At 38.6% G+C, this 25729-nt stretch carries 23 protein-coding genes; 19 read left to right on the top strand and 4 right to left on the bottom strand.

Going from position 1 to position 25729, the window contains the following annotated elements:
- The gene (locus BBI00_RS17070; protein ID WP_065400068.1) at positions 1 to 558 is read right to left on the bottom strand and encodes an SPOR domain-containing protein; all 558 of its coding nucleotides are present in this window, start codon (positions 556 to 558) and stop codon (positions 1 to 3) included.
- A gap of 184 nt (positions 559 to 742) precedes the next feature.
- Between BBI00_RS17070 and BBI00_RS17065 the strand changes: the two genes are divergently transcribed.
- The 13 genes from BBI00_RS17065 (at position 743) to ypfJ (ending at position 16916) form a co-directional block, all read left to right on the top strand.
- Positions 743 to 2101: a c-type cytochrome gene (locus BBI00_RS17065; protein ID WP_065400067.1), complete on the top strand. Its 1359-nt coding sequence runs from the start codon at positions 743 to 745 to the stop codon at positions 2099 to 2101.
- 23 nt (positions 2102 to 2124) lie between these two features.
- Positions 2125 to 5187: a TAT-variant-translocated molybdopterin oxidoreductase gene (locus tag BBI00_RS17060; protein WP_065400066.1), complete on the top strand. Its 3063-nt coding sequence runs from the start codon at positions 2125 to 2127 to the stop codon at positions 5185 to 5187.
- Positions 5188 to 5212: 25 nt separating this feature from the next.
- Positions 5213 to 6610, top strand: a complete 1398-nt coding sequence (nrfD, locus tag BBI00_RS17055; protein ID WP_050021927.1) for an NrfD/PsrC family molybdoenzyme membrane anchor subunit — start codon at positions 5213 to 5215, stop codon at positions 6608 to 6610.
- Entirely contained in the window at positions 6597 to 7118 is a 522-nt protein-coding gene (locus tag BBI00_RS17050; protein ID WP_047098680.1) for a DUF3341 domain-containing protein, read from the top strand. Before nrfD ends, BBI00_RS17050 begins: the two co-directional genes overlap by 14 nt.
- A 1-nt stretch (position 7119) precedes the next feature.
- Positions 7120 to 7806: a c-type cytochrome gene (locus BBI00_RS17045; protein ID WP_065400065.1), complete on the top strand. Its 687-nt coding sequence runs from the start codon at positions 7120 to 7122 to the stop codon at positions 7804 to 7806.
- 8 nt (positions 7807 to 7814) lie between these two features.
- Positions 7815 to 9146 (top strand): quinol:cytochrome C oxidoreductase, encoded by a 1332-nt coding sequence (locus BBI00_RS17040; protein ID WP_065400064.1) that lies wholly within the window; start codon positions 7815 to 7817, stop codon positions 9144 to 9146.
- Positions 9147 to 9492: 346 nt separating this feature from the next.
- Complete coding sequence (locus BBI00_RS17035) at positions 9493 to 10509, top strand: hypothetical protein (protein WP_065400063.1); 1017 nt, start codon at positions 9493 to 9495, stop codon at positions 10507 to 10509.
- Between the two features lie 50 nt (positions 10510 to 10559).
- Positions 10560 to 11765 carry an NTF2-like N-terminal transpeptidase gene (locus BBI00_RS17030; protein ID WP_065400062.1) on the top strand — a complete coding sequence of 402 codons (1206 nt, stop codon included), beginning with the start codon at positions 10560 to 10562 and terminating at the stop codon, positions 11763 to 11765.
- Complete coding sequence (locus BBI00_RS17025; RefSeq protein ID WP_065400061.1) at positions 11766 to 12302, top strand: adenine phosphoribosyltransferase; 537 nt, start codon at positions 11766 to 11768, stop codon at positions 12300 to 12302.
- Between the two features lie 158 nt (positions 12303 to 12460).
- Positions 12461 to 13168, top strand: a complete 708-nt coding sequence (locus BBI00_RS17020; protein WP_065400060.1) for a YfgM family protein — start codon at positions 12461 to 12463, stop codon at positions 13166 to 13168.
- 3 nt (positions 13169 to 13171) lie between these two features.
- Positions 13172 to 13690 (top strand): 6,7-dimethyl-8-ribityllumazine synthase, encoded by a 519-nt coding sequence (gene ribH / locus BBI00_RS17015; RefSeq protein ID WP_065400059.1) that lies wholly within the window; start codon positions 13172 to 13174, stop codon positions 13688 to 13690.
- 209 nt (positions 13691 to 13899) lie between these two features.
- Positions 13900 to 15978 carry an LTA synthase family protein gene (locus tag BBI00_RS17010; RefSeq protein WP_065400058.1) on the top strand — a complete coding sequence of 693 codons (2079 nt, stop codon included), beginning with the start codon at positions 13900 to 13902 and terminating at the stop codon, positions 15976 to 15978.
- Between the two features lie 74 nt (positions 15979 to 16052).
- Positions 16053 to 16916: a KPN_02809 family neutral zinc metallopeptidase gene (ypfJ, locus tag BBI00_RS17005; RefSeq protein WP_065400057.1), complete on the top strand. Its 864-nt coding sequence runs from the start codon at positions 16053 to 16055 to the stop codon at positions 16914 to 16916.
- A gap of 108 nt (positions 16917 to 17024) precedes the next feature.
- Here the strand turns inward: ypfJ and BBI00_RS17000 are convergent, their stop codons facing one another.
- Positions 17025 to 17876, bottom strand: coding sequence for a GLPGLI family protein (locus tag BBI00_RS17000; protein ID WP_065400056.1), 852 nt, complete (start codon positions 17874 to 17876; stop codon positions 17025 to 17027).
- A 145-nt stretch (positions 17877 to 18021) separates the two neighbouring features.
- On the opposite strand from BBI00_RS17000, the gene BBI00_RS16995 reads away from it, so the two are divergent.
- The 5 genes from BBI00_RS16995 to sufD all read left to right on the top strand — a co-directional run bounded on the left by BBI00_RS16995 (position 18022) and on the right by sufD (position 22559).
- Positions 18022 to 18351, top strand: a complete 330-nt coding sequence (locus BBI00_RS16995) for a HesB/IscA family protein (RefSeq protein WP_065400055.1) — start codon at positions 18022 to 18024, stop codon at positions 18349 to 18351.
- An 83-nt stretch (positions 18352 to 18434) separates the two neighbouring features.
- Complete coding sequence (gene sufB, locus BBI00_RS16990) at positions 18435 to 19883, top strand: Fe-S cluster assembly protein SufB (protein WP_065400054.1); 1449 nt, start codon at positions 18435 to 18437, stop codon at positions 19881 to 19883.
- Between the two features lie 22 nt (positions 19884 to 19905).
- The gene (gene uraH, locus BBI00_RS16985; RefSeq protein ID WP_065400415.1) at positions 19906 to 20316 is read left to right on the top strand and encodes a hydroxyisourate hydrolase; all 411 of its coding nucleotides are present in this window, start codon (positions 19906 to 19908) and stop codon (positions 20314 to 20316) included.
- 30 nt (positions 20317 to 20346) lie between these two features.
- On the top strand, positions 20347 to 21090 hold the full coding sequence (gene sufC, locus BBI00_RS16980; RefSeq protein WP_065400053.1) for a Fe-S cluster assembly ATPase SufC: 744 nt from the start codon (positions 20347 to 20349) through the stop codon (positions 21088 to 21090).
- A 161-nt stretch (positions 21091 to 21251) separates the two neighbouring features.
- Complete coding sequence (sufD, locus tag BBI00_RS16975) at positions 21252 to 22559, top strand: Fe-S cluster assembly protein SufD (protein WP_065400414.1); 1308 nt, start codon at positions 21252 to 21254, stop codon at positions 22557 to 22559.
- A 70-nt stretch (positions 22560 to 22629) separates the two neighbouring features.
- Here the strand turns inward: sufD and BBI00_RS16970 are convergent, their stop codons facing one another.
- Together BBI00_RS16970 and BBI00_RS16965 are read right to left on the bottom strand one after the other, a co-directional pair.
- Positions 22630 to 23553, bottom strand: a complete 924-nt coding sequence (locus BBI00_RS16970; RefSeq protein WP_065400052.1) for a DUF3078 domain-containing protein — start codon at positions 23551 to 23553, stop codon at positions 22630 to 22632.
- A 228-nt stretch (positions 23554 to 23781) separates the two neighbouring features.
- Positions 23782 to 24708 (bottom strand): DUF3078 domain-containing protein, encoded by a 927-nt coding sequence (locus tag BBI00_RS16965; RefSeq protein ID WP_065400051.1) that lies wholly within the window; start codon positions 24706 to 24708, stop codon positions 23782 to 23784.
- 249 nt (positions 24709 to 24957) lie between these two features.
- On the opposite strand from BBI00_RS16965, the gene BBI00_RS16960 reads away from it, so the two are divergent.
- Positions 24958 to 25725 (top strand): rhomboid family intramembrane serine protease, encoded by a 768-nt coding sequence (locus tag BBI00_RS16960; protein ID WP_065400050.1) that lies wholly within the window; start codon positions 24958 to 24960, stop codon positions 25723 to 25725.
- The last annotated feature ends 4 nt before the right edge of the window (positions 25726 to 25729 follow it).

Below are 25729 nucleotides of genomic sequence, written 5' to 3'. Positions count from 1 at the left end.
TTATTTGGCTTCTGCACAGAAAATTCTGTACTGCACGGCCACTGCAGACTTAAAGTATTCTCTGATCCTTGAAAGGTCTGCCGCTGCACTCTGTTTTGTGAAATAACTTCCTGCCAGAATTTTATAATTCGGTCTTAGAGAAGCGTCTGTCTCAACTTTCAGGTTAGGAAATCTTTTTCTGAAATAAGACTTTACTTCATTGGCTTCTTCGTTGCTTTTCACTGTTGTGATCTGGATTTTGTATCCTAAAATCCTTGGATTTTTCTTACAAATTTCAGCATTGGTAAGCTCTCTGCTCGGAACATAGATTTTAGGTGGTTTTGCAGATATTCCTGTAGAAATACCCCCATCGCTAATACCGGAATCTCTGGCAGGATTATTCGTGGCAACCTTAGAACATTTGCCTTCAATTCCGTCCAAAGCAGCATTAATTCTGGAATCCATCGTGATGACAAGCTCCGTTCCCGAAAGGGTATCTTTTCTAACAACCTGCTGTGCTTCAATACTATAAAAACCAAATAATGATAATATCGAAAATATTTTAATCAAATTTCTCATTTAAACTTGTTTCCGCAAATTTATACAAATTAAAAAACTATACCAAACCAGTTATTTAGAATCAATACAAATTAAACGTAAATGATATTTTCCCTTTTCGATATACCGTTAAATTCCTGTTAAAAATATTATTTTTGCGGAATTGATTGAATGTTCAATAATTTACTAACATAAGATAATTTAAATGATTAGTTGGAGAAAGCATTATAAAAAAACGTTGATCGCAATAGGCTTATTGCTATCAACCAGTGCTTCATTTTACGGGCAAGACGGCGATCCTAAAAACGGAGAGAAACTTTTCAAAGCGAATTGTACTGCATGTCACGCGCTGGACAAACAAGTTGTTGGGCCACCATTAAAGGGGGTTGTAGAACGAGTAAAGACAGAAGGTGGTGTAGACAGAGATTGGCTTCACAAGTGGATCAAAGACAACAAAGCTCTGAGAGCTTCTGGGGACAAATACGCCAATGAGATTTTTGAAAAGTACAACAAGACTGAAATGCAGGTCTTTCCTAACCTTACCGAGAAGGATATAGACGACATTTTAGCTTTCACTACTAATCCACCGGCTCCGGAAGAGAAAAAAACGGAAGCCACTCCTGCAACTGACGCAACTGCGGCAGCTCCTGCAGACAAAACTACTACAAACATTGTAATCATTTCCCTTTTAGCGATCGCAGGTCTATTGGTTTGGATCCTTGTGAAACTAAGACAATTGGTAACACTGGGTCAATCTGAAGAACTGGCAGGTCTTAACGAAACGAGAGTTCGTTCGTTCAAGGAAATGTATGAGAAGTTCCACTATGTAGGTAAAGCTTTATTGGCAATCCTTGCTATTTTAGCGGCTTACGGAGTATGGAACTGGCTAATGTGGATCGGGGTTTACAAAGGTTACAAACCGGAACAGCCTATCTACTTCTCTCACAAAATCCACGCCGGAGAACAGAAAATTGACTGTCAGTTATGTCACTCCAGTGCTAAATACGGAAAAGTATCTGAGATTCCTTCTATGAACGTTTGTATGAACTGTCACAGAACAATTTCTGAATACAACGCAGATCACTACATGGAGCCAGGAAAAGATAAGGCATTCTATGACGGAGAAATCCAGAAGATCTACGCGGCAACAGGTTGGGATCCTGCTAAACAACAGTATACAGGAAAAACACAGCCGGTTGAATGGACAAGAATCCACAACATGCCAGACTTCGTTTACTTCAACCACTCTCAGCACGTAATTGCTGGTGAACAGGCGATCATCAATTCTTTCAACAAGAAAAACCCTAACAACAAAATTGATGTTGTATGTAAAGCTTGTCACGGTAAAATTGATACAATGAATGTTGTTCAGATGGCTAACGACTTTACTATGGGATGGTGTATCGAGTGCCACAGAACTACTGAGGTTGATATGAACAACGGTTATAATAAAGAGTACTTCAAGAATCTACACGACAAGTTGAAAAAACAATATCCACAAGATGGAGGTAAAATCACTGTAGATGCAATTGGAGGTCTTGAGTGTGGTAAATGTCATTATTAATAACTAAAAAATTAGAAGTATAAATGGCTTCAAACAAAATACAATTCAGAAGTATTCATGAACTTAAAGATCCGGCTTTGAATAATAAGCTGGCTCAGAAAGAGTTTCAGGAAGAAATTCCGGTAGAAGATTTCCTTGGAGATGCTGAGAAAAACGGATCAAGTACTTCAAGAAGAGATTTCCTGAAATTACTAGGATTCTCTACAGCAGCAGTAACTTTAGCTGCCTGCGAAGCTCCGGTAATCAAAACGATTCCTTATGTGGTAAAGCCACATGATATTATTCCGGGAATCCCTAATTATTACGCTTCAACTTATTTTGACGGTTTCGACTTTGCTAGTGTTTTAGTAAAAACCAGAGAAGGTAGACCGATCAAAATTGAACCGAACCCGGCTGGTGGTGATTTAGGTAAAACTAACGCAAGAGCTCAGGCAAGTGTACTTTCTCTTTATGATAATGATAAAGTAAAACAGCCTAAACTGGACGGTAAAGATGAAACTTTCGATAAAGTAGACAGTTTCGTGATCAAAGGTTTGGAAGAAGCTAAAGCATCAGGCAAAAAGATTGTGGTTTTATCACACTCTTTTGCTTCACCAACTTTCAAAAAGTTATTTGCTGAATTCAAAGCTAAATATCCTACAGCTGAATTGGTAACTTTCGATGCCTATCCTTATTCTGCAGGACTAGATGCTGCTCAGGAGGTATTCGGACAAAGAGCATTACCTGTTTATGACCTTAACGGTTCTGAATTGGTAGTTTCTTTCCAGGCAGATTTCTTAGGAGATTATAACGCTTCAAGCTTAGAAACTTCTTATGCTGCAGCTAGAAAACCAGGTCCAAACATGTTGAGACACATCCAGGTGGAGTCTAACATGTCTTTAACCGGTGCTAATGCTGACTCAAGATACAGATTAAAGCCAAGTGCTGTAAACAAAACTTTAGTTGAAGTTTACAACGCAATCGTAGGGGGTGGTACTTCTGATAAGACTGCTACTGAAATTGCAAACGAACTGAAAGCAAAAGGAAGCAAAGCTGTTGTTTTCGCTGACGGTTCTAAAGGAGCACAGGTTTTAGCACACTTAATCAACCAAAAATTAGGATCAGTAGCTTTCACAGGTAAAGCGAACTTCCTGAAAGAATTCGACGGTGCAAGATATCAGGAATTCCTTGGATGGGTAAACGGAGGACAAGTTGGAGTATTAGTTACCAACAACGTAGATCCTATCTATGCTCACCCGAAAGGAGAAGACTTCAAAAAGTCTTTATCTAAAGTTCCTTATGTAATTGCTGTTGCTGATAAGAAAAATGAAATGTACAAAGCAGCTAAGGCTGTTATTCCAGTAGCAAACTGGTTAGAGTCTTGGGGAGATATCGAACCACAGACCGGAGTATATTCATTAATGCAGCCTACGATCCAAAAGATCTACAAATCAAGACAGATTGAAGAATCTCTGTTGGTTTGGAAGAATGGTAAGAACAATGCTGCCAATAACTACTACGATTATTTAAAGGCAAGCTCTGCTTCTCTTTTAGGTGGTACTTCTTTCAACAAAGCATTATATAACGGTATCAATGCTTCCACTAACTCAACAACATTATCTTACGCAGGTGGAAACGCTGCTCAGGCTGTTGCTGAATTAGGAAACTTCAAAGCTTCAGAATTAGAATTAGTATTATACACTAAGACTTCTATGGGAGACGGTACTCAGGCAAACAACCCTTGGTTACAAGAGTTACCTGACCCAATCACAAGAATGTCTTGGGATAATTACCTGACGATTTCTCCGAAAGATGCAGAAAAGTTTGGAATCGATAACGATCTTAACGCAAGAATGCAGTTGGATGGTTCTATCGTAAACCTTACTGTAAACGGAGTAACTATAAAAGACGTTCCTGTATTCGTACAACCAGGACAAGCAGAAGGATCAGTAGGTCTGGCGCTTGGTTACGGTAAGAAAAACTCAGGAGCAACTGCTGATACAGGAGTAAATGCTTATCCTTTATTCGATGGTTCTAACCTTGTTCTTTCCGGTGCTAAAATCGAGAAAACAGGTGAAGATCACGAATTCGCAGGGATCCAGCTTCAAAATACATTAATGGGTCGTTATGAAATCGCGAAGGAAGTTCCTTTAGCTGAATTCATCAACGTACCATTCGATGATGAGCACAAAGGATGGAACAAACCTTTGGAATACCACACCATCAGTGGAGCTCTTCCAGCAAGAAAAATTGACCTTTGGGATGCATTTGATGATACTGACGGTCCTCACTTCAACTTATCTATTGACCTGAACTCTTGTACAGGTTGTGGAGCATGTATCATTGCTTGTCAGGCTGAAAACAACGTTCCTGTAGTAGGTAAAGAAGAGGTAAGAATGTCTAGAGATATGTACTGGTTAAGAATTGACCGTTACTATTCTTCAAGACAAACTGTAGAAGTATATGAAGGATTAAAAGACGGATTGGCTGTACCAGAATTATACGGTACTGCTTTCAACAAAGAAGGAGGTGCACTGAACCACCCTGCTGATAATCCGGATGTAATCTTCCAGCCAGTAATGTGTCAGCACTGTAACCACGCTCCATGTGAAACGGTATGTCCGGTAGCGGCTACTTCACACGGTAAGCAGGGTCAAAACCATATGGCTTACAACAGATGTATCGGTACCAGATATTGTGCAAACAACTGTCCGTACAAAGTAAGACGTTTCAACTGGTTTACTTATAACCTAAACGACAAGTTCGACTTCAACATGAACAATGATTTAGGAAGAATGGTACTTAACCCGGATGTAGTTGTAAGAACTAGAGGGGTAATGGAGAAATGTTCAATGTGTATCCAAATGACTCAGAATACAATTCTTGAGGCTAAGAAAGAAGGAAGAAGAGTGAAGGATGGAGAATTCCAGACTGCTTGTTCTAAAGCTTGTTCTACTGGTGCAATGACATTTGGAGACATGAATGATAAAGATTCTTCAATTAGAAAGGTATATGCCTCTAACAGAAGATATTATTTACTAGAGGAGATCGGAACAAAACCAAACGTGTTCTATCACACTAAAGTAAGAAACAGAGTAGAAAAATAAAGTTTAAATAATAAATAGGTAAAAAATGTCAGGACATTACGAAGCTCCGATAAGGGAACCTCTAATTATTGGTCACAAAACTTATCACGATATCACAGAAGATATTGCACGACCTATCGAAGAAAGAGCAGGTAAATTATGGTGGATCTCATTATATGCTGCCTTAGTTCTATTCATCTATGGATTCGGCTGTATCGCTTATACTATCGGAACAGGTATTGGAGCATGGGGGCTTAACAGAACTATTAACTGGGGTTGGGATATTACCAACTTCGTATGGTGGGTAGGTATCGGTCACGCCGGAACCCTAATCTCAGCGGTATTATTATTATTTAGACAGAGATGGAGAATGTCTGTAAACAGATCTGCAGAGGCGATGACGATCTTTGCGGTTGTACAGGCGGCAATCTTCCCGGTAATTCACATGGGTAGAGTTTGGGTTGGATACTGGGTATTCCCTTTACCAAACCAATTCGGTTCTCTTTGGGGGAACTTCAACTCTCCTCTACTTTGGGACGTATTTGCGATCTCTACGTATTTCTCAGTATCAACTGTATTCTGGTTCATGGGACTAATCCCTGACTTTGCAATGATCAGAGATAGAGCTAAGACTCCTTGGACTAAGAAGATTTATACTTTCCTTGCATTCGGTTGGGGTGGTAAAGCAAAACACTGGCAAAGATTCGAAGAACTTTCTTTGGTTCTTGCAGGTTTGGCAACTCCACTTGTATTCTCAGTACACACTACCGTATCTTTTGACTTCGCAACTTCGGTAATTAAAGGATGGCACTCAACAATCTACCCTCCTTACTTCGTTGCCGGTGCGATCTTCTCAGGATTTGCAATGGTACAGACTCTATTGCTTGTAGCAAGAAAAGTATGTCACCTAGAAGAATATATTACCATGTATCATATCGAAATCATGAACATCGTAATCATCCTTACCGGTGGTATGGTAACTGTAGCTTATGCTACTGAGTATTTCATCGGATGGTATTCAGGTTCAAGATTTGAAGACTTTACATATCTTTCTCCAGGTGCGGCTGTAGGTCCTTACTGGTGGGCATTCTGGTCATTGATCATCTGTAACCTTGTGGTTCCTGCTTCTTTCTGGTTCAAGAGACTTAGAACGAACATTATCTGGACATTCATCGTTGCATTGATCATCAACATCGGTATGTGGTTTGAGCGTTTTGATATCATCGTTATCAACCTTTCAAGAGACTACTTACCAGGATCATGGACTATGTTTAAGCCAACGATCATTGATGTGGGTGTATATTTAGGAACAATCGGATTCTTCTCTGTATTATTCTTATTATATGCAAGAACATTCCCTGTAATTGCACAGGCTGAATTAAAATCGATTTTGAAAATCTCAGGTGAAACTTATAAAGCAAAAGAAGGAGATGAGCACCACTAAAATTGTATACGGACTTTATGCTGACGACGACGATTTGATGAACGGCGTTAAGGCATTCAACGATAAAGGAATCAAAATTAACGAGGTTTATACTCCGTTTCCGGTTCACGGGCTAGACAAAGCTTTAGGGTTAAAGAAAACCAGAATTTCTGATGCTGCTTTCATCTATGCTTGTTATGGAGTTACTATCGGTGCTACTTTGACCTGGTATGTAATGAACCACGACTGGCCTCAGAATATCGGTGGTAAACCAGCATTTGACTGGGGACACAACATGCCGGCATTCGTAGTTCCAATGTTTGAATTAATGGTATTCTGTGCTGCTCACATGATGTCTTTAACATTCTTAGTTAGAAACAAAATGTATCCGGGAGCTCCTGCCCAGAATCCTGATCCGAGAACTACTGATGATAAATTCATGATGGAATTCGTAACTGAAGATGTAGAATCTGTAAAACAGTTACTGATCGAAACTGGAGTTGAAGAAATAACTGTTAAAGACGCTTAAAATGAAAAAGAATGTATTAAAAATTACAGCAGTTTTAGGTTTAACAACAGTTTTACTTAACTCTTGCGGACCAAAGGAGAATACTCCGTTGGTATACTTCCCGGATATGTATTTTCCGGTAGCTTACGACCCATTGATGAAAGCACAGGATGCTTATTCAGATCATGAAAATGAAATCCCGGCTTTTGTTAAAAATAATGGTGCAACAGGTCTTTCTCCTGTAGAAGGATCAGTAGCTCAGAATAAAGATGGAGTTTTTGAAGAAGGCTTACTTCCTAAAAATGTTGACGAGTACAACGCAGGGTATGAAGCATCTAAAAAACTGACAGCTTCTCCTTTAAATCCGGCTAATGCAGCTAAGGATCTTGAAAGAGGAAAAGTATTGTTTGATCACACTTGTGCTGCATGCCACGGAACAGGAGGTGATGGACAAGGACCTATTGTACAAAGTGGAGCATTCTCTGGTGTGCCTAACTATGCAGACAGAGAGCTTACTGTAGGATCTGTTCATTATGTATTAACTAACGGTAGAAATGCGATGGGATCTTATGCGGGACAATTGAACGCAGGAGACAGATGGAGAGTGGCTATGTATGTGATGAGTGCTTTCAAAAAAGGAGCAGCAGCACCGGCAGCAGCTACAGCAGCGGCACCAGCAACTGAAACGACTACCGAAACTAAAAAATAAGAAAAGAAATGTATAGTTTTTCACCAAAATTAAAATCAACTTCTATAATACTTCTTGTTGTAGGTTTAGTTCTTTTCGGTATTGGTTTCTTTATGAACAAAGGAATTTCTACTGAGCAGATAGAACACATGATGGAAGCTGTTCATGCTTCTGGTCATACTGCTCCTACACACTCAAGTGAAATGGTTGGACCTCAGGATCACGCGGCTCACCTTGAGCATGCTACACTGCAGGTACACAACCAGCCTTTAGCAGCAATACATTTTGTAGCTGTATTTTTCTTTGGAGTAAGCTGCTGCGTATTATTCTTCTATTCTATTCAGCACGCTGCACACGCAGGATGGCCAATCATCATTACAAGGGTAATGGAAGCTATTGCTTCTTACATTCCTTATGGTGGGGCAATTCTTGTGATCCTTATGATCTTAAACATCACTCATAATGGTCATTTATTCCACTGGATGGACCCTGAATTGACAAACCCGGATTCTCCGCATTTTGATGTGATCTTATTCGAAAAGAAAAAATTCTTAAATATTCCTTTCTATGCCGTAAGAACTTTGATCTATGTGATCGGTGCTTCTTTCTTCGCCTGGAAATTAAAAGCTCAGTCTAAAAAAGTAGATGAAACTAAATCTAAAGTTGAGTATCAGATGCTTTACAGATGGTCAGTAGGATATATTGCATTCTTCGGATTTGCTTCTGCTGCATGGGCTTGGGACTGGTTGATGTCTATTGACCCTCACTGGTATTCTACAATGTATATCTGGTATTCAATGGTTAGCTGCCTTTCAAGTGGTATTGCTGTGATCATCTTATTAAGTGTTTATCTTAAGAAAAATGGTTTCTTACCACAGTTCAATGACAACCACTTACACGATTTAGGAGTATTCCTTTTCGCTACAAGTATGCTTTGGACGTATACATGGTTCGCTCAGTTCATGCTTTACTGGTATGCCAACGTTCCGGAAGAGGTTAACTACTTCTTCGGAAGATTCCAGCACTACTCTCCTACTTTCTTACCGATGTTGATCATCAACTTCTTATTACCACTATTGGTATTAGTAAGTAGCAGCATTAAGAGAAACTACAAAGTAGTAACAACAATGGCTGTTGTAGTGATCTTAGGACACATCCTGGATTACTTCAACATGGTAATGCCGGGAACGGTAGGACCATACTGGAACACTCCTGAAGTATTCCTGTTGATCCTGGGAGCAATCCTTTTCGTAGCTGGATTATTTATGTTTACTGTACTTTCAGCACTGTCTAAACTGAAGTTGATCCCTACAGGAAACCCATTCTTACACGAATCTGAAATTTATGAGTATCCTTTCTAAGGGCTTATAACAGAAATACACAAAAAAGACCGGTCAGTATGATCGGTCTTTTTTTTATCTATATGAAAGGTCATGAGCTGGGGTTTATCAAAATTTAGTGATTGATATCCATAACCGTTCGTAACTGAAAAGATAGGCCTTTATCTGTTTTTCTGCAGAATAAACGTTGCAGATCCTGAATTTTATCAATCCATGTAACAAAATAAAATGATAAAAGACTGATTGTTAAAGGATCAGTCTTTTTGTACAATGACAGGAGCCTACTGTTCAGGCAACTGTTTTCAGTTTTTCCCGTCTTTACAATAAAGTCTGTTTTTAATATTAACCCAAAAAACAAAATACTGCTATGAAAAGAATTTATCTGCTGTACATCGTATTCAGCCTGATCTCCGTTTTTACAAATGCACAGACCATAACTTTTGTTTCTGAGATAAACAGCAAACCGCTTTCCAAAGTCTCAGTATTCGGTAAAGACGGAAGTATACTTGCGTTTTCTGATATTGATGGGAAAATTGATAAACAGGCATTGCCCCAGTCTCAGGAAAAGTTTCAGATTGTTTATAATAATTTCCCGGTAGCCAGCCTTTCTTTTGCAGATCTGGATAAAGATGTCATCAGGATCAATGATAAATTTAAAGAAATAGAAACCGTTGTTATCAAAAATACCAAACCTGCCAAATATATTATTCTAAAGGGAAATTTTAATGCTTATGTAACCATGAACAACAGGCTGAATAGCTATACGGACGGTATCATCACCTATGTGTTTGATAATAAAACCAAAAAACTGAAAAGTACCAATATTCAGCAGTACAGAATTTTTTATCTGGCAGACGCCGAAAATCAAAAAAAGAAAGTATCCTCATGGGACACCAGCAGCTCATTGCGCTTTCCAAGTCTTAAATACGTAGGCAACCCTGAAGAATATAAAACAAAAAGAAACGTCATCAGGGAATTAAAAGGAGACCAGAAAGACCAGATTGAAGTAACAGATGCTGTTCTCCAGGAAAAGGAACTTGCGCTGTTTGGCTTCAGACTTTTCGATCTCAAATCCATTCTGAATATATCTTTCGAAAAAAATTCGGAAAAAAACTTAAAAAACTTTTTAGAATTCAACGAAGTAATGTTTGCAAAGCTTAAGCATAAAAGCGAGGCAGACTACAACCAGATTATCTCATACAATAATTTTTATCCTGCAGAACTAAGCTTCAGCGATGAAAAAGATATTGAAAAAGTAAAGTTTGACAGGGAGTACAGCAATTACCAGACCCCGTTCTGGAAGGATCCGTCGTTCCCGAATATGCAGACCATATTCAGCAGTTTTTTCAAGGATGACCTGAAGGAAAAACAAATCAAAAAATAAAATCCACTATTAATAAAGGTTTTATTAAATTTGCAACAAACCAAATAAAAATGAAAAAGTTTTCTTTTCTACTTGTTTTCAGTCTGTTGCTTTTTACGGCATGCAAGAAAGATCATGTAGATGCTACGAATACTAAAACGCTGCAGTCAAGTATCAATGATATGACTTCCAGTTTACCTACCATTAAGCAGATCAAGTTTAATGAGGCTCTTTATATCCTTAAAACATTTGGTGTGGAAGCCGATGGCGATGTGAATGAGCTAAAAGCCCTAGGAAAACTGATCAACGGGAAGAAAGTTCCTGAGATCATGACCCTGGCTGATGAAGTTGCACAGAAAAACGGGATAGAATGGGCAAGTACTGATCCTCCGTCATTAGGAGAAATGAATATTTTCGGAGATGATAAGGCAAAGGAAAGTGATCCAAACGATGTAAAAGCAGGATCATTAACTATTGTAACAACACCTACAGGTGATGATGGAACGGGAGCGCCTACTGCCATTCAGATTGTTCCAAGACTTGTAGATGCTGCAGGAAAACCGGTTTCTTTTACAGGGGCAGGTCTGGAAGCAACCTTAGAAGTGTTCAGCAACGGAGTAAGACTTTCTACGGCCAAAAACCTGATGCAGGATAATAATTTTAAAGGATTCAATTTAAAATTCTCGTCAATTCCGGCGGCAAAAGTAGTTGATAATAAAATCGATATTACAGTTTCTGTAAAAACCACCGCCAAAACCTTCAAGATGTCTAAAGTGGGGCTTGATGTCAACGCTTCAGCACTTAAAGTTCCTGCAGTACCTAAAACAGATACAACAGCGGTACCACAACAGCCAAGTGCAGTGGTAGATCCGAACAATCCGGCTGCTACGGCTCCTGCTACCTCTACTGATCCGGCAACAGCTACACCTGCTGCACCGGCCGCTCCAAAACAACCGGCAGCAGACCCTAAGAATACGGTAAGCAAGTTTTTAAACAGCGTAAGCTCTCAGAATTTAAAAGCGGCATACGAAACATCCAACAACCCAAGCTGGGGAAGCTACGAGTCTTTCTCTAATCCCAACTCAGGTTTTGGAGCAATCAAAAATGTAAGTGTGAAAAACATTACCACCAGTGCGGCTAATGCCAATGGTGCAAGTGTAAATGCAACATACGATGTGACAGATAAGAGCGGTAAAACAACTTCTCTGAAAGTAACATTCGGACTTAAAAATGTAAACGGAGACTGGAAAATTTCCAGCTATAAAATCAACCCATAAATGGCTTCAGCAGAACTGATCAAAAAACTAGAAGATACAATTGAGAACATCCCTGATTTTCCGATTCCGGGAATACAGTTCAAGGATATATCACCCATTTTTTTAGACCCTAAGCTTTACGAAGAGGTTATTGCAGACCTTGCAGCCTTCAGTAAAGGAAAAGTAGATGCAGTCTGCGGAATAGAAAGCCGTGGTTATCTGTTCGGAATCGCTATTGCCGTTGCTTTGGAAGTTCCTTTCATTCTGATCAGAAAAGCAGGAAAACTCCCTCCTCCTATCATTTCGGAAAGTTATGATCTGGAATACGGAAGCGCCATAATCGAAACCCGTGAAGGGCAAATAAAGGCCGGACAAAGAATTCTGATCCACGATGATCTGCTGGCCACCGGAGGAACTACAGAAGCTGCTGCCAAACTCGTAGAAAAACAGGGGGCAACCGTTGCCCAGTTCAGTTTCCTGATTGGTTTAAAAGGCCTGAAGGGGGACGAAAAACTGAAAAAATTCGGTGCAGAAGTCTACCATATTTTAGAATATTAACCACAACAAATAAAAAATTAATGCTTCGTGAACTATGTTTTCGGGGCATTTTTCTTAATAACAGTTGACAATTGATAACATTTACACAATAATGCTCTAAAAGTATTTTGTAAATCTCTCAGAAACAATTAAATTTGCAATTCAATTTTTAAAAACTTATGGCAAAATTGGGAAAGAGTGCTCAGAATGAGCAAGAAGGTAAAGAAACGGTTGAGTTCTTTAAAGACCTTGACAGAGAAGCTTTAAACACTGAAAGATTTGTTGAAAAATATTCAAAACCATTAGGAATTGTATTTGGAGCTTTAATTTTAGGAGTTTTAGGATTCTTTGCTTACAAGCAATTTGTAGTGGCTCCTAAGAACACTGAAGCTGTGAAAAGTTTCCTTGCTGCTCAAAAAAACCTTACAGAAGGTAAAGATAAAGATGCTTTAGGTGGAAAATCTGCAGCTAATCCAGGTTTCCTGGGAACAGCTAATGAATATTCTTCTACTGAAATCGGTAAGCTTTCTTCTTACAATGCCGGTTTATTAAAATTCAAAGAAGGAAAATTCCAGGAGGCTTATGATTTATTGGATAAATTCTCTTCCAAGAACAAAACCTTGATGGCAATGAAATTCGGAGCTATGGCAGATGCTAAATCAGGTCTTAACAAGAATGACGAAGCTTTATCTTTGCTTGATCAGGCTGCATCAGCTTCAGATGATCCTTATACAACCTACTATTTCACAAGAAAAGCAGGTATCGTAGCATTAGGATTGAAAAAAAATGCAGAAGCTAAAAAATACTTTTCTGCAATTGACGAGAAATATCAGGACTACGACAACGGAATGTCTGACTCTTATATTGAAATGACTAAATATTACTAAAAAATGGCAACAGTTAATCTTTCCGATTACAAGCCACTTCATATAACCAATGCCGAAGATTTTTCTATCGGCATTGTTTTTTCTGAGTGGAATGATTTTGTAACCTACAATCTTCGTGATGCAGCTTTGGAAATCCTTGAAAAAGAAGGGGTAAAACCTGAAAACATCAAACTTTTCCCTGTTCCCGGAGCTTTTGAATTGAGCTATGCAAGCATGCAGCTTTGCAAAGAGAGAAAATATGATGCTGTCATCTCTATCGGATGTGTAATCCGTGGCGAGACCCCACACTTTGATTACGTATGCTCAGCCGTAGCACAGGGAATCAAAGACTGCAACATCATGACAGATACCCCTACAATCTTCTGTGTATTGACAGATGATACCAAAGAACAATCTATCGCAAGAAGCGGAGGTGATCTGGGAAATAAAGGTGTGGAAGCAGCTGTTACCGCTTTAAGGATGATTGATTTCAAAAAGAAATTATCGGACAAAAAAGGAAATATCGGATTTGGTCATTCTTAATTTTGATCCATCTTAACATGATACAGGACTATTTTTTAATAGTCCTTTTTTATTGGAAAACTTTTTCAGCCCGTTACTTCGTACTTCCAATTTACTTTACTTTTTAAAAACTTATAAAATCTTATTAATAAACGGTATGTTTTGCTTTTTTTCTATTAAAATTTGTATACAAAAACTATCTTTGTGAAAACCATATAGACAGTATATACATGTTTTTAAAAAAAATAAAACCATTTCTATATTTAGGAATTTTCTACCTTGTCATTTCACTGATTATAAGGACGATATTCTTTTTCCATCCTATCACCACAGCCAGCTTTAGCTTTTTTGAAATAATAAAAGTATTGTTTGTAGGCCTTGTGAATGATATTTTTGTATTCATACTGGCCAGTGCCATTCTCGCCCTTTACTTTCTGTTTCTTTCGAATTCAAAGTACAGGAAACCTTACGGCTATATTATTTTTGGAGCATTGGTGCTGTTCTTCCTGTATATATGGCTTATACCCAATAATATTTTCAAACAGTATGGAGGATCTGTCACCGAAGTGGCCCTTGCTTTTGTAGGGATTAAGACTCTTTTCTTCGGATTAATGCTTTTTCTGCCTTCTCAGAGAATCAAAATCCGCAATACGTTATATTTCATTACTTTACTGATCTACGTGCTTGTCATTATCTTCAACGGGGTCAGTGAATACTTCTTTTACAATGAATTTGGAGTACGCTATAATTTTATTGCTGTAGATTACCTAATCTATACGAACGAAGTCATTGGGAATATCATGGAAAGCTACCCGGTTATTCCATTGTTTTCAGCGATCATGATCGTCACCCTTGCCATTACATGGTTCATTTATAAAAAGACCAAAGACGAGCTGCTTGAGCTGCCTGATTTCAAACAGAAAATGATTCTGCTGGGTTCATTTGTAATTCTTTGTACAGTCAGCATACTAGCTTTACCTTCATTAATGCAGATCAAATCAGATAATGTATTTGCTGATGAAATTGAAGCTAACGGACTTCCTAAATTCTACTGGGCCTTTACCCACAATGAGCTGGATTATTTTCAGTTCTATTCACAGCTTAACCAGCAGCAGGCCGAAAAGAATTTCTTAAGCCAGTATCCACAACATACATTATCAAGAAACATTGTTGCAGAACTGCCTGAAACAAAGAAAAACGTTGTCCTGATCTCCATTGAAAGTCTTTCTGCTGACTTCATGGAACATTATGGCAATACTCAGAAGATCACCCCTTTTCTGGACAGTTTAGCGGAAAAATCACTGATGTTCACCAATCTTTATGCTACCGGAAACAGAACGGTACGCGGACTGGAAGCTTTGACGCTTTGCATCCCCCCTACTGCCGGGGAAAGTATCATCAAAAGGGATGACAACAAAAATAAATTTACAACAGGAAATGTTTTCAAATCCAAAGGCTATGACGTAAAATTCCTGTACGGAGGATACAGCTATTTTGATAATATGCAGGATTTCTTTGGTGGGAACGGCTATGATATTGTAGACCGAAATAATTTTAAGCCGGAAGAAATCACCTTTGCCAACGTTTGGGGCGTAGCTGATGAAGATATGGCTAAAAAGGCAATTCAGGTAATGAATGCTGAAGCAAAATCTGGAAAACCTTTCTTTAACCACTGGATGACGGTCTCCAATCACAGACCTTTCACTTATCCTGATGGAAGGATTGATATCCCTGGAACAGCGAAATCCCGTGAAGGCGGTGTAAAATATACAGACTACTCCCTTAAACTGTTTTTTGAAATGGCTAAAAAACAGGATTGGTACAAAAATACGGTCTTTGTGATTATTGCAGACCACTGCGCATCAAGTGCCGGAAAAACAGAGCTTCCGATGGATAAATACAGAATTCCTGCCATGGTATTCTCAGAAGGATTTATCCAGCCTCAGAAGTTTGATGCCCTGATGTCTCAGATTGACGTAATGCCTACGGTTTTCGGATTACTCAACTTCAGCTATCAGTCTAAATTCTTAGGCCAGGATGTCTTTAAAAAGGAATTTCAGCCTAAAGCTTATATTGCCACATATCAGGATCTGGGCTTTGTAAAAGACAATCGGCTGACCATTATTTCTCCTGTAAAAAAAGTAAAACAGTACGCGCTGGAACTTGAAAAAAGTGAACTTGCTCCTGAATTTAAACTGTACTACAATGAGAAATTATTAAAAAATACAGATCAGAAACTGGTAGATGATGCTGTTTCAGCCTATCAGTCAACATCCTATTGGTTGAAAACCAAACAGCTTAACCGATAAATATCTACATTTTCAGATAAAAAATATATAGAGATATTGATTAAAATATTTAAATTCACAATAAACTTATTCTTATGAGATGGACAGACGACAGAGGCGGTAACGTTGATGATCGCCGTGGCTCCGGAGGCGGAGGTGGCGGTATGATCGTTGGCGGCGGACTCGGAACTTTAATTATAGCAGCGATTGTATTCTTCCTGGGAGGTGACCCTTCAGGAATTCTCAATTCCGGAAGCATTCAGTCTTCGGGAGACTCCGGTGAAAAACGTGAACTTACCGTTGAAGAGAAAAAAATCGGAGAAATGGTCAAAATGATGGCTGCCTGGAATACCCAGACCTGGACTCAGATCTTTCAGGAAAACGGAATGAGCTACAGCGATCCTGAAATCGTACTTTTTCAAAGCACAACAAATTCGGCCTGTGGTACAGCCCAGTCTGCCATGGGACCATTTTATTGCCCTGCCGATCAGAAAATCTATATGGATATGAGTTTCTTCAATGAACTCCAGGGAAGATTCGGGGCCAAAGTAACAGAATTTACAGTAGCCTATGTGCTTGCCCATGAAATGGGACATCATATACAAACCCTTTTGGGAACAACGCAAAAAGTAGATGCACTCCGAAGAAGTGGAAGATATTCTGAGGCAGAAATGAATAAAGTCTCTGTAGCTACAGAATTACAGGCAGATTTTTATGCAGGAGTCTGGGCTAAACGTACAGATGATACCAAACAAATTCTTGAGCCCGGAGATATTCAGGCCGCAATAGATGCCGCTCAGGCTGTGGGGGATGATAATATTCAGAGAAGATCTCAGGGATATGTAAATCAGGAAAGCTTTACCCATGGCTCATCTGCACAGCGTAAAGAATGGTTTATGAAAGGTTATAACACCGGAGATATCAGACAGGGAGATACCTTTAACCAACTTTTAAAATAACCTATAAATTTATATTATAAAAAAGCACCGATGAATAATTTCATCGGTGCTTTTTTAACCTAACAGGTTTTCAAAAACTGTTAGGTTTAGTTCAGCCAGCAAGCTGATTTATTGCAATTCAATCGGATTACTGTTCTTTTTCGCTTCCTCTTTCACCCTTTCTTCCATCCGTTTTCTCATCTCAGCAGGATCCTGATTTCCTCCTCCGGGACCTCTTCCGCCACCACCTATTCTCATTGTAGCAGCCATACCGCCTGATCCTTGAGTCATAAATGACATTGGGTCTGTTTTAAATTTTTGCTGCTGTTTTACAAAATCACTTCTTTTTACTTTTAAAGTATTTCCAAACTGATTTAAAGCTGGAAGTTCTGCGATCTTATAGTTCTTCATCAGGTCAAAAGAATAATCCCCTTTATCATCCTCCACTTTTACAATCAATCCCGGAAGCCCGCCAAACTTGTATGGGCCATCCTGATAAGGCAGATCTGTGGTAAACCAGGCTGTCCATTTTCTTCCGGCAAAATCCGTTTCGGCTTTCTGGACCTTATATTCCCCTATTTTTGTTGTTTCAGAAGAAATTTTCCAATGTAATGGTCTGTCTTCTTCATAGGAATAAATATCACGTCCTATTCTATCTTTAAAATATGTTTTCTGATTTGTTTTATCTTTTTCTACAGAATAATTGATATTGGATCTTAAACCTTCCATCTGGTCTCTGTTGATACTTCCTCTTCCACCACCTCCCTGGAAGGCTTTTTGCATGATAGAATCTCTTTTAATCCTGTTTTCAGAATAAAAAACAGATTTATCCTGGGAAATATCAAGATATGCATTTTCAGTTTTTGTATCTGCTTTATTTTCTGCATCAGGTTTCATCGTAACCTGATATACAAACCTGTTGGTTTGGCCGGAAACATGCTGTATAAAGAGAGCCAGAGCAATAATACCTATTTTTTTCATTGTGAGTCAATTTATGTTTTGGATTTCAAAAGATTACCAAGGTTAAACTCATCAATGATAAAAATCGATAAAATAAAAATGCTGATTTTTATATCCTGATTTTTGTTCGTATTTTTGCATCATTAAATCATTCTAAATAAATACAATGATAAAAGTATCAGACTATGCAAAGGAGAAAGCCATTCAGTTGATGACTGAAGATGGTTTTAACCCTGCTGAAGATTATATAAGAGTGGGAGTGAAAAGCGGCGGATGCTCTGGTTTGGAGTATGTTCTGAAGTTTGACAACCAAAAAGAAGACACAGATCAGATTTTTGAAGATAATGATATCAAGATCATCGTCGATAAAAAATCAATCCTTTATTTAGCAGGAACCACTCTTGAGTATTCAGGAGGATTGAACGGAAAAGGGTTTGTTTTCAACAACCCGAACGCATCCAGAACATGTGGGTGTGGAGAATCATTTAGTCTTTAGAAAAAAGACATAAGATACTAGATATCAGCAATCAGTAAGCATCTGAAATCTGAGGTCTACAATCTGAAATCTAAAAAATAATAATGAGTAAATACACTGAAGACGATTTAAGAGTCGATCTAGAAAATAAAAAATATGAATTCGGTTGGGAAACTAAAATCGATTACGAAGATTTCCCGACTGGTTTAAATGAGGACATCATCCGTGCCATCTCTGCTAAAAAAGAAGAGCCGGAATGGATGACCGAATGGCGTCTGGAATCTTTCAAAATCTGGCTGAAGATGGTAGAGCCTGAATGGGCGAATATCAAGTATGAAAAGCCGGATTTTCAAGCCATCCGTTACTACGCTGCTCCAAAAGTAAAGCCTGAATTGGCCAGCCTTGATGAAGTAGACCCTGAATTATTGAAGACTTTCGAAAAGTTAGGGATTAACATTGAGGAACAAAAAAGACTTTCAGGGGTTGCAGTAGACATCGTAATGGACTCAGTTTCTGTGAAAACTACTTTCCAGGATACGTTGGCAGAAAAAGGAATTATTTTCTGTTCCATCTCTGAAGCTATTAAGAACCACCCTGATTTAGTAAGAAAATACCTTGGAAAAGTAGTTCCGAGAGGTGATAATTTCTACGCAGCACTGAACTCCGCAGTATTCTCTGACGGAAGTTTCTGCTATATTCCCAAAGGCGTAAAATGCCCGATGGAACTTTCCACTTACTTCCGTATCAACCAGGCAGGAACAGGACAGTTTGAAAGAACGCTTGTGATTGCGGATGAAGGAAGCTATGTTTCTTATCTTGAAGGATGTACAGCACCGTCAAGAGACGAAAACCAGCTTCACGCTGCGGTAGTGGAACTGATTGCGATGGATGATGCGGAAATTAAATATTCAACCGTACAGAACTGGTACCCTGGTAATGAAGAAGGAAAAGGAGGTGTATTCAATTTTGTAACGAAAAGAGGGCTTTGCGAAAGAAATGCAAAAATCTCATGGACCCAGGTTGAGACAGGTTCTGCAGTAACATGGAAATACCCGTCCTGTATCCTGAAAGGGGACAACGCTATCGGGGAATTCTACTCTATCGCAGTAACCAATAACCACCAATATGCAGATACAGGAACGAAAATGATCCACATTGGTAAAAACACCAAGTCTACAATCATTTCAAAAGGTATTTCTGCAGGAAAATCTCAGAACTCATACAGAGGATTGGTAAAAGTAATGCCTTCTGCAAAAGGAGCCAGAAACTTCTCCCAATGTGATTCTTTATTGATGGGTAATGAATGTGGAGCCCACACCTTCCCTTACATTGAGATCAAAGATCCTACTGCCCAGCTGGAGCACGAGGCAACGACTTCAAAAATCGGGGAAGATCAGATTTTCTATTGTAACCAGAGAGGAATCGATACAGAAAGAGCCATTGCTCTGATCGTAAACGGATTCAGTAAAGAGGTTTTAAATAAACTTCCGATGGAATTTGCAATTGAAGCACAGAAGTTGCTTGAAATTTCATTAGAAGGATCAGTAGGATAATTCACTGAAGATGATAAGCTCTATGAAGAAGTTGTTACTGGCATTTTTTGGATTGATTTTCTTCAGTCTTTCTGCTCAGGAAAAGACAGGATTTCAGCTTTCAAGCCATATCCTGGATATTTCGGAAGGGAAACCGGCCGGAAAAGTAGAAATTGCACTGGAAAAATTTAATGAAACCACGCAACAGTGGGTTTCTGTAGGTAAAAAGCAAACTGATAATAATGGCAGGGTTTCAGATTTTTTACCTTATCAAAAAACCGGTAATCACGGAAAATACAAACTTGTATTCTTTGTAGAAGATTATTACAAATATAAAAATATAGAAAGCTTCTATCCGTCAATTGAGGTAATATTCCAGATAAAAGACAGTGAACATTATCATGTTCCGATCACGTTATCACCATTTGGATATTCCACATACAGAGGAAGCTAATACAATTATAAAAAGAAAAAGTTAGCAAGAATGTTACAAATTAAAGACCTTCACGCCAAAATTGAAGATGGCGCAGAAATATTAAAAGGGATTAATCTTGAAATAAAGCCGGGTGAAGTTCACGCTATCATGGGGCCAAACGGAGCCGGTAAATCTACCCTTTCTTCTGTAATCGCCGGAAAAGAGGATTACGAAGTAACCGGTGGAGAGATTCTTTTCGAAGGAGAAGATATCGTTGAAGATGCTCCGGAAGACAGAGCACACAAAGGGATTTTCCTTTCGTTCCAGTATCCTGTGGAAATTCCGGGAGTTTCTGTAACGAACTTTATCAAAGCTGCTTTAAACGAAACAAGAAAGGCCAATGGATTGGGAGAAATGCCGGCAAAAGAAATGCTTGCCCTGATCCGTGAGAAATCTGAAAAACTGGGAATCAAAAAAGACTTTTTATCAAGATCACTGAACGAAGGATTTTCCGGAGGTGAAAAGAAAAGAAACGAGATCTTCCAGATGATGATGCTTAATCCTAAACTGGCTATTCTTGATGAAACCGATTCAGGATTGGATATCGATGCCTTAAGAATCGTTGCAGATGGTGTAAACCACTTTAAAAATGAAGGGAATGCAGTTCTTTTGATTACGCACTATCAAAGATTGCTTAACTATATTCAACCGGATTTCGTTCACGTTCTTGCGAATGGAAAAATCATCAAAACAGGTGATAAATCTTTAGCATTGGAATTGGAAGAAAAAGGGTACGACTGGCTTCTTAATTAAGAAGAAAATCAATTATTTCAGGGATTAAAATTGTTCGCTGTCATTCTGAATGAAGCATAACAAAATCAAGAATCTTTAAAATAAGATTCCCTGTTCCCAGGAATGACAATATTTTAGTTCAAATAAAAAGAAAAATGGTGCAGACCACAGATATACCAGTAATGGCATTAAAAGAACAAATTATAGAGAACCATAATGATTTTTTGGAGGGTCTTCGTCACAGATTTCTGGATGATGACAGAAAAGCAGCTCTTCAAAGATTTGCAAATATTGGTTTTCCGACAAAAAAAGACGAAGAATATAAATATACCAATCTGAAGGAGATCACGGAAAAGAGTTACAACTTCTTCCCGAAAGAGAACCACAATATCACTAAAGAGCAGTTTGATGAATTGCACCTTGGAGAGGAAAACTTTGATTGGATCGTTTTTGTAAACGGTAAGCTTCATAAAGAGCTTTCAAAGGTGTCTATTGAAAATGTAGAATTCCTTTCGTTCAACTATGCATTGAATGATGAAAAGCACAAAGAGGTTTTTGAAAAATATTTCAACAGTATTGCTTCTAAAGAGCAGGCTTTCACCAACCTGAATCTTGCTTACTGCAAATACGGTTTCTTCCTGAAAGTTCCTAAAAACGTTGTGATTGAAAAGCCGATCCACGTTTTCTATATTTCTCAAAACCAGGAAGAAAACACGTTCTACAATACGAGAAACCTGTTGATCGTGGAAGAAGGTGCAAAAGTAGAAGTCATTGAAAGCCACCATAACTTTGACAGCACTTATGTGCTGACAAACTCTGTGACAGAGATCTTTACGTACCCGAATGCAAAAGCAGACTGGCACAAACTTCAGAATGACAACAACACATCATACCTCATTGACAATACTTTCGCAAAACAGGAGAAAGACAGTTTAACAACTGTAAATACCTTCTCTTTCGGAGGTAAGCTGGTAAGAAATAATCTTGATTTCATTCATAACGGATCGAATATCAATTCTTTCATGAACGGAATCACCATCATCGGAAAAGACCAGTTGGTAGACCACCACACAGCGGTACACCACAATTTCCCGAACTGTGAGAGCTATCAGAACTACAAAGGAATCTTCGACGGTAACGCCCACGGAGTTTTCAACGGGAAAGTTTTTGTTGACAAGATTGCTCAGAAAACCAATGCTTACCAGCAGAATAATAACGTTTTGCTAAGTGAAGGAGCAAGCATTGATACCAAGCCTCAGCTGGAGATCTTTGCAGATGATGTAAAATGTTCTCACGGGTGTACAGTAGGCCAGCTGAATGAAGATGCCCTTTTCTACCTGAGAGCAAGAGGAATCTCTAAAAAAGAAGCTCAGGCATTGCTTTTATATGCTTTTGCCAATGATGCCATGCAGAATATTGACATTGAGCCTCTGAAAGAGAAAATTTCAAAGCTGTTGGCCGAGAAATTAGAAGTAGATATAGAATTCTAATACTTATATATTTGATAATAAAAAAGCACTTCCGTTTGAGAAGTGCTTTTTATTATGCTTTCAATCCGGATTATTTTTTTAACCAGCTTTGGTTATCCTTATTATCCGAACGTTTCTTTCCATTGTCTATATTATAGGCAAAACCTACTCCCAATGTCTGCTTCAGCTGTGTTTTCCAGATCTGGTTGTGATCATACAGCAGGTCCAGGGTAATATTGGATGAAATATACTTATTGATCTTCATATTTAAAATTGCTCCATACGCAAGAACCAATCTTTCAGGATGATCCAGGTAATTTGAGAATACCGAAGCTGTATTGGTCAGGTTAATATTCTCCATGATTTTAATTTTATACATCGCTGTTCCCAGAAAACCGAACTGGAATAAAGAAGAATCTCCATCGTTCTTAAGCCCGTATGTTCCGGCCTTCTGAAGATCTTTATCCAATACAAAAGTCCATCTGGCGTTAGCTGGACGTAAAGTAACAGTCAGATTTTCATTGGGCCTGTAGGTAACCCCTGCACCAAGATTTAAGTATCCCGGAGCGAAAAAATTGGAGATTTTCTTTGCCTCAGGATTATTTCCGTCCTCATAACCCGGTGCAAACTGGGTCTGAAGGCTGGCTCCTGTTGAAAAATACCAGTTTTTAGCAAATTCTCTACCATAGTTTGTAGAAAGGTTGATGACATCCTGGGTCTTTCTTACTCCTGTTCCCTGGGTATTATTTTGGCCATACCCCAGGATGATAATATTTTCCCAGAGATCCTTGCCTTTTTCATAAGTAAGGTTATAATTGACACCGGCAAGCCATCCTACGTTGTTGGCTCCCCCTCCTACCCAGTTTGAAAAGGCAGCCTGATTAAGCATTAAGGTATTCTGTCCCTGAATAGACCAGGCTTTAACGGTATCAGCTGCTGGTGCATCAGGTTTTGTATCCTGGGCCGCGGCTAAAGCTCCGAAGGAAACGGAAGCGATCAATAAAAGTTTTTTCATAATTAACGATTTGTACAAATGTATAAATAATAATTTACGATCGTCTAAAATTCACTTTAAAATGAATTTAACACATGCAAAAAACCACCTGTAACAGACTGATAATAAATACTCAAATCACATTCATTTCTTATAGCAAACTTAAAGCAACTTAAAATTACCGTACTTTTCAGAATAAAAAAAGCACCTCAATACTGAAGTGCTGTTATTTTAAAATGGTAATCTGATTTATTTTTTAATCCACCATTGGCTGTCCTTGCGTTCTGAGCGTTTTACACCATTATCAAGCGTGTACGCAAAACCAATTCCAAGGGTTTGCTTTAGCTGTGTCTTTTCAATCTGGTTATGATCATACAGCAAATCTAAAGTGATGTTGGATGAGATGTATTTGTTGACTTTCAGATTCAGAATAGCTCCATACGCAAGAACCAGCCTGTCCGGACGGTCAAGATAATTGGAGAACACCGATGCCGTATTGGTTAAATGGATGTCTTCCATGATTTTCAGCTTATATATGGCAGTTCCCAGAAAACCGAATTGCAACAGAGAAGTGTCACCGTCATTTTTCAGACCATAGCTTCCTGCAAACTGAAGATCTTTATCCATGACGAAAGTCCATCTGGCGTTGGTAGGACGTAAGGTTACGGTAAGATCATCATTGGGCCTGTAGGTGATACCCATACCGACGTTCAGGTATCCCGGCGCCATAAAATTCGAGATCTTCTTTGCCTCAGGATTGTTCCCGTCTTCATATCCGGGAGCGAATTGTGATTGTAACCCGGCTCCTAAAGAGAAATACCAGCTTTTCAAGAACTTCCTTCCGTAGTTGGTTGAAACATTGATCATATCCTGGGTTTTTCTGATTCCCAATCCTTTGGTATCATTCTGCCCATAACCAAGAATAATGATATTCTCCCACAGGTCTTTGTCTTTTTCATAGGTAATATTATAATTCACCCCGGCAAGCCAGCCTACGTTGTTGGCTCCCCCTCCTACCCAGTTTGAAAAGGCAGCCTGATTGATCATCAAAGTGTTTTTCCCAAGCACCGACCAGTATTTTACTGTGTCTACCACTACTGAATCTTTTTTTAATTCTTCTTGTGCACTTGCATAAATCCCTACAAAAAAGGAAAGAATCAACAAAAACTTCTTCATTTCTCTAAATAATTTTCAATGCAAAAATATTAAATATAATTTTTTTAAAAGGTTATTTTACCTTTAAAGAATATATTTCATGGCTTTTAAATCCACAGGTACGAAATGTTTTCAGTAAAATCAATGCCAAAATAAGAAGTGGAAAAGTTAAAATTCATACTTTTTGTCTTAAAACCAGAACAGTAGAATAATTTCCTCGACAAATTTTCCGAAATTAATCATTGGCTTTTGATTTGACATAAAATCTTCATGTTTAAAAATGTAATTTCCAAAAGAGCGATTATATACCCTTTGCTGATGCTTTCTGCAATGTGGTTCGGGTATTTTTTACAGATGCAGGGCTTTTTTGGCAGTTGCTTCGGAGCTATTATCCCGCTTTTGCCGGAAGGCCTGCTTGGGGTGGTTACTTCTCCTCTTTTGCATGGAAACATAGATCATATCATAGGCAATTCTATTCCTATTGCTGCTCTCATGTTTCTGCTTTACCAGTTTTATCCGCTGGTGGCCAATAAGGTTTTTGTTATCGGATGGCTTGCTACAGGACTTCTGGTATGGCTTCTTCCTCCTATCGATATTTTTACCGGTGATTATATGTACACCTGTACCATCGGCGCCAGTGGCGTAGTATATGTTCTTGCTTTTTTCCTTTTCTTCAGTGGGGTATTTAAATGGAATACGAAACTTCTTACCATTTCCATGCTTGTAGTATTGTATTACGGAAGTTTAGTCTGGGGAATGCTGCCGGAAGAACTTTTTTATAACATGTCTGAGCCCAGTAAAATTTCATGGCAGGCCCATTTGTCAGGTGCTGTAGTAGGAAGTATTATTGCATTTGCTTTTAAGAACGTAGGCGAAAAAAAGAAAAAATTCATCTGGGAATTTCCTAATTATTACAGTGAAAAAGATGATAAACTCTGGCAGGAATATAAAGAAAACCATCCGGAAGACTTCATGGAGCTTCCTTATAAAAAAAGAGATGATATCTGGGATCATCTGGATGAATTGAGGAAGAGATAAAACT

It is taken from the genome of Chryseobacterium arthrosphaerae (genome assembly GCF_001684965.1).
GTDB classification, from domain to species: domain Bacteria; phylum Bacteroidota; class Bacteroidia; order Flavobacteriales; family Weeksellaceae; genus Chryseobacterium; species Chryseobacterium arthrosphaerae.
The sequence above is the reverse complement of the archived record's forward strand: the minus strand, read 5'-3'. Positions and strand labels throughout refer to the sequence as shown.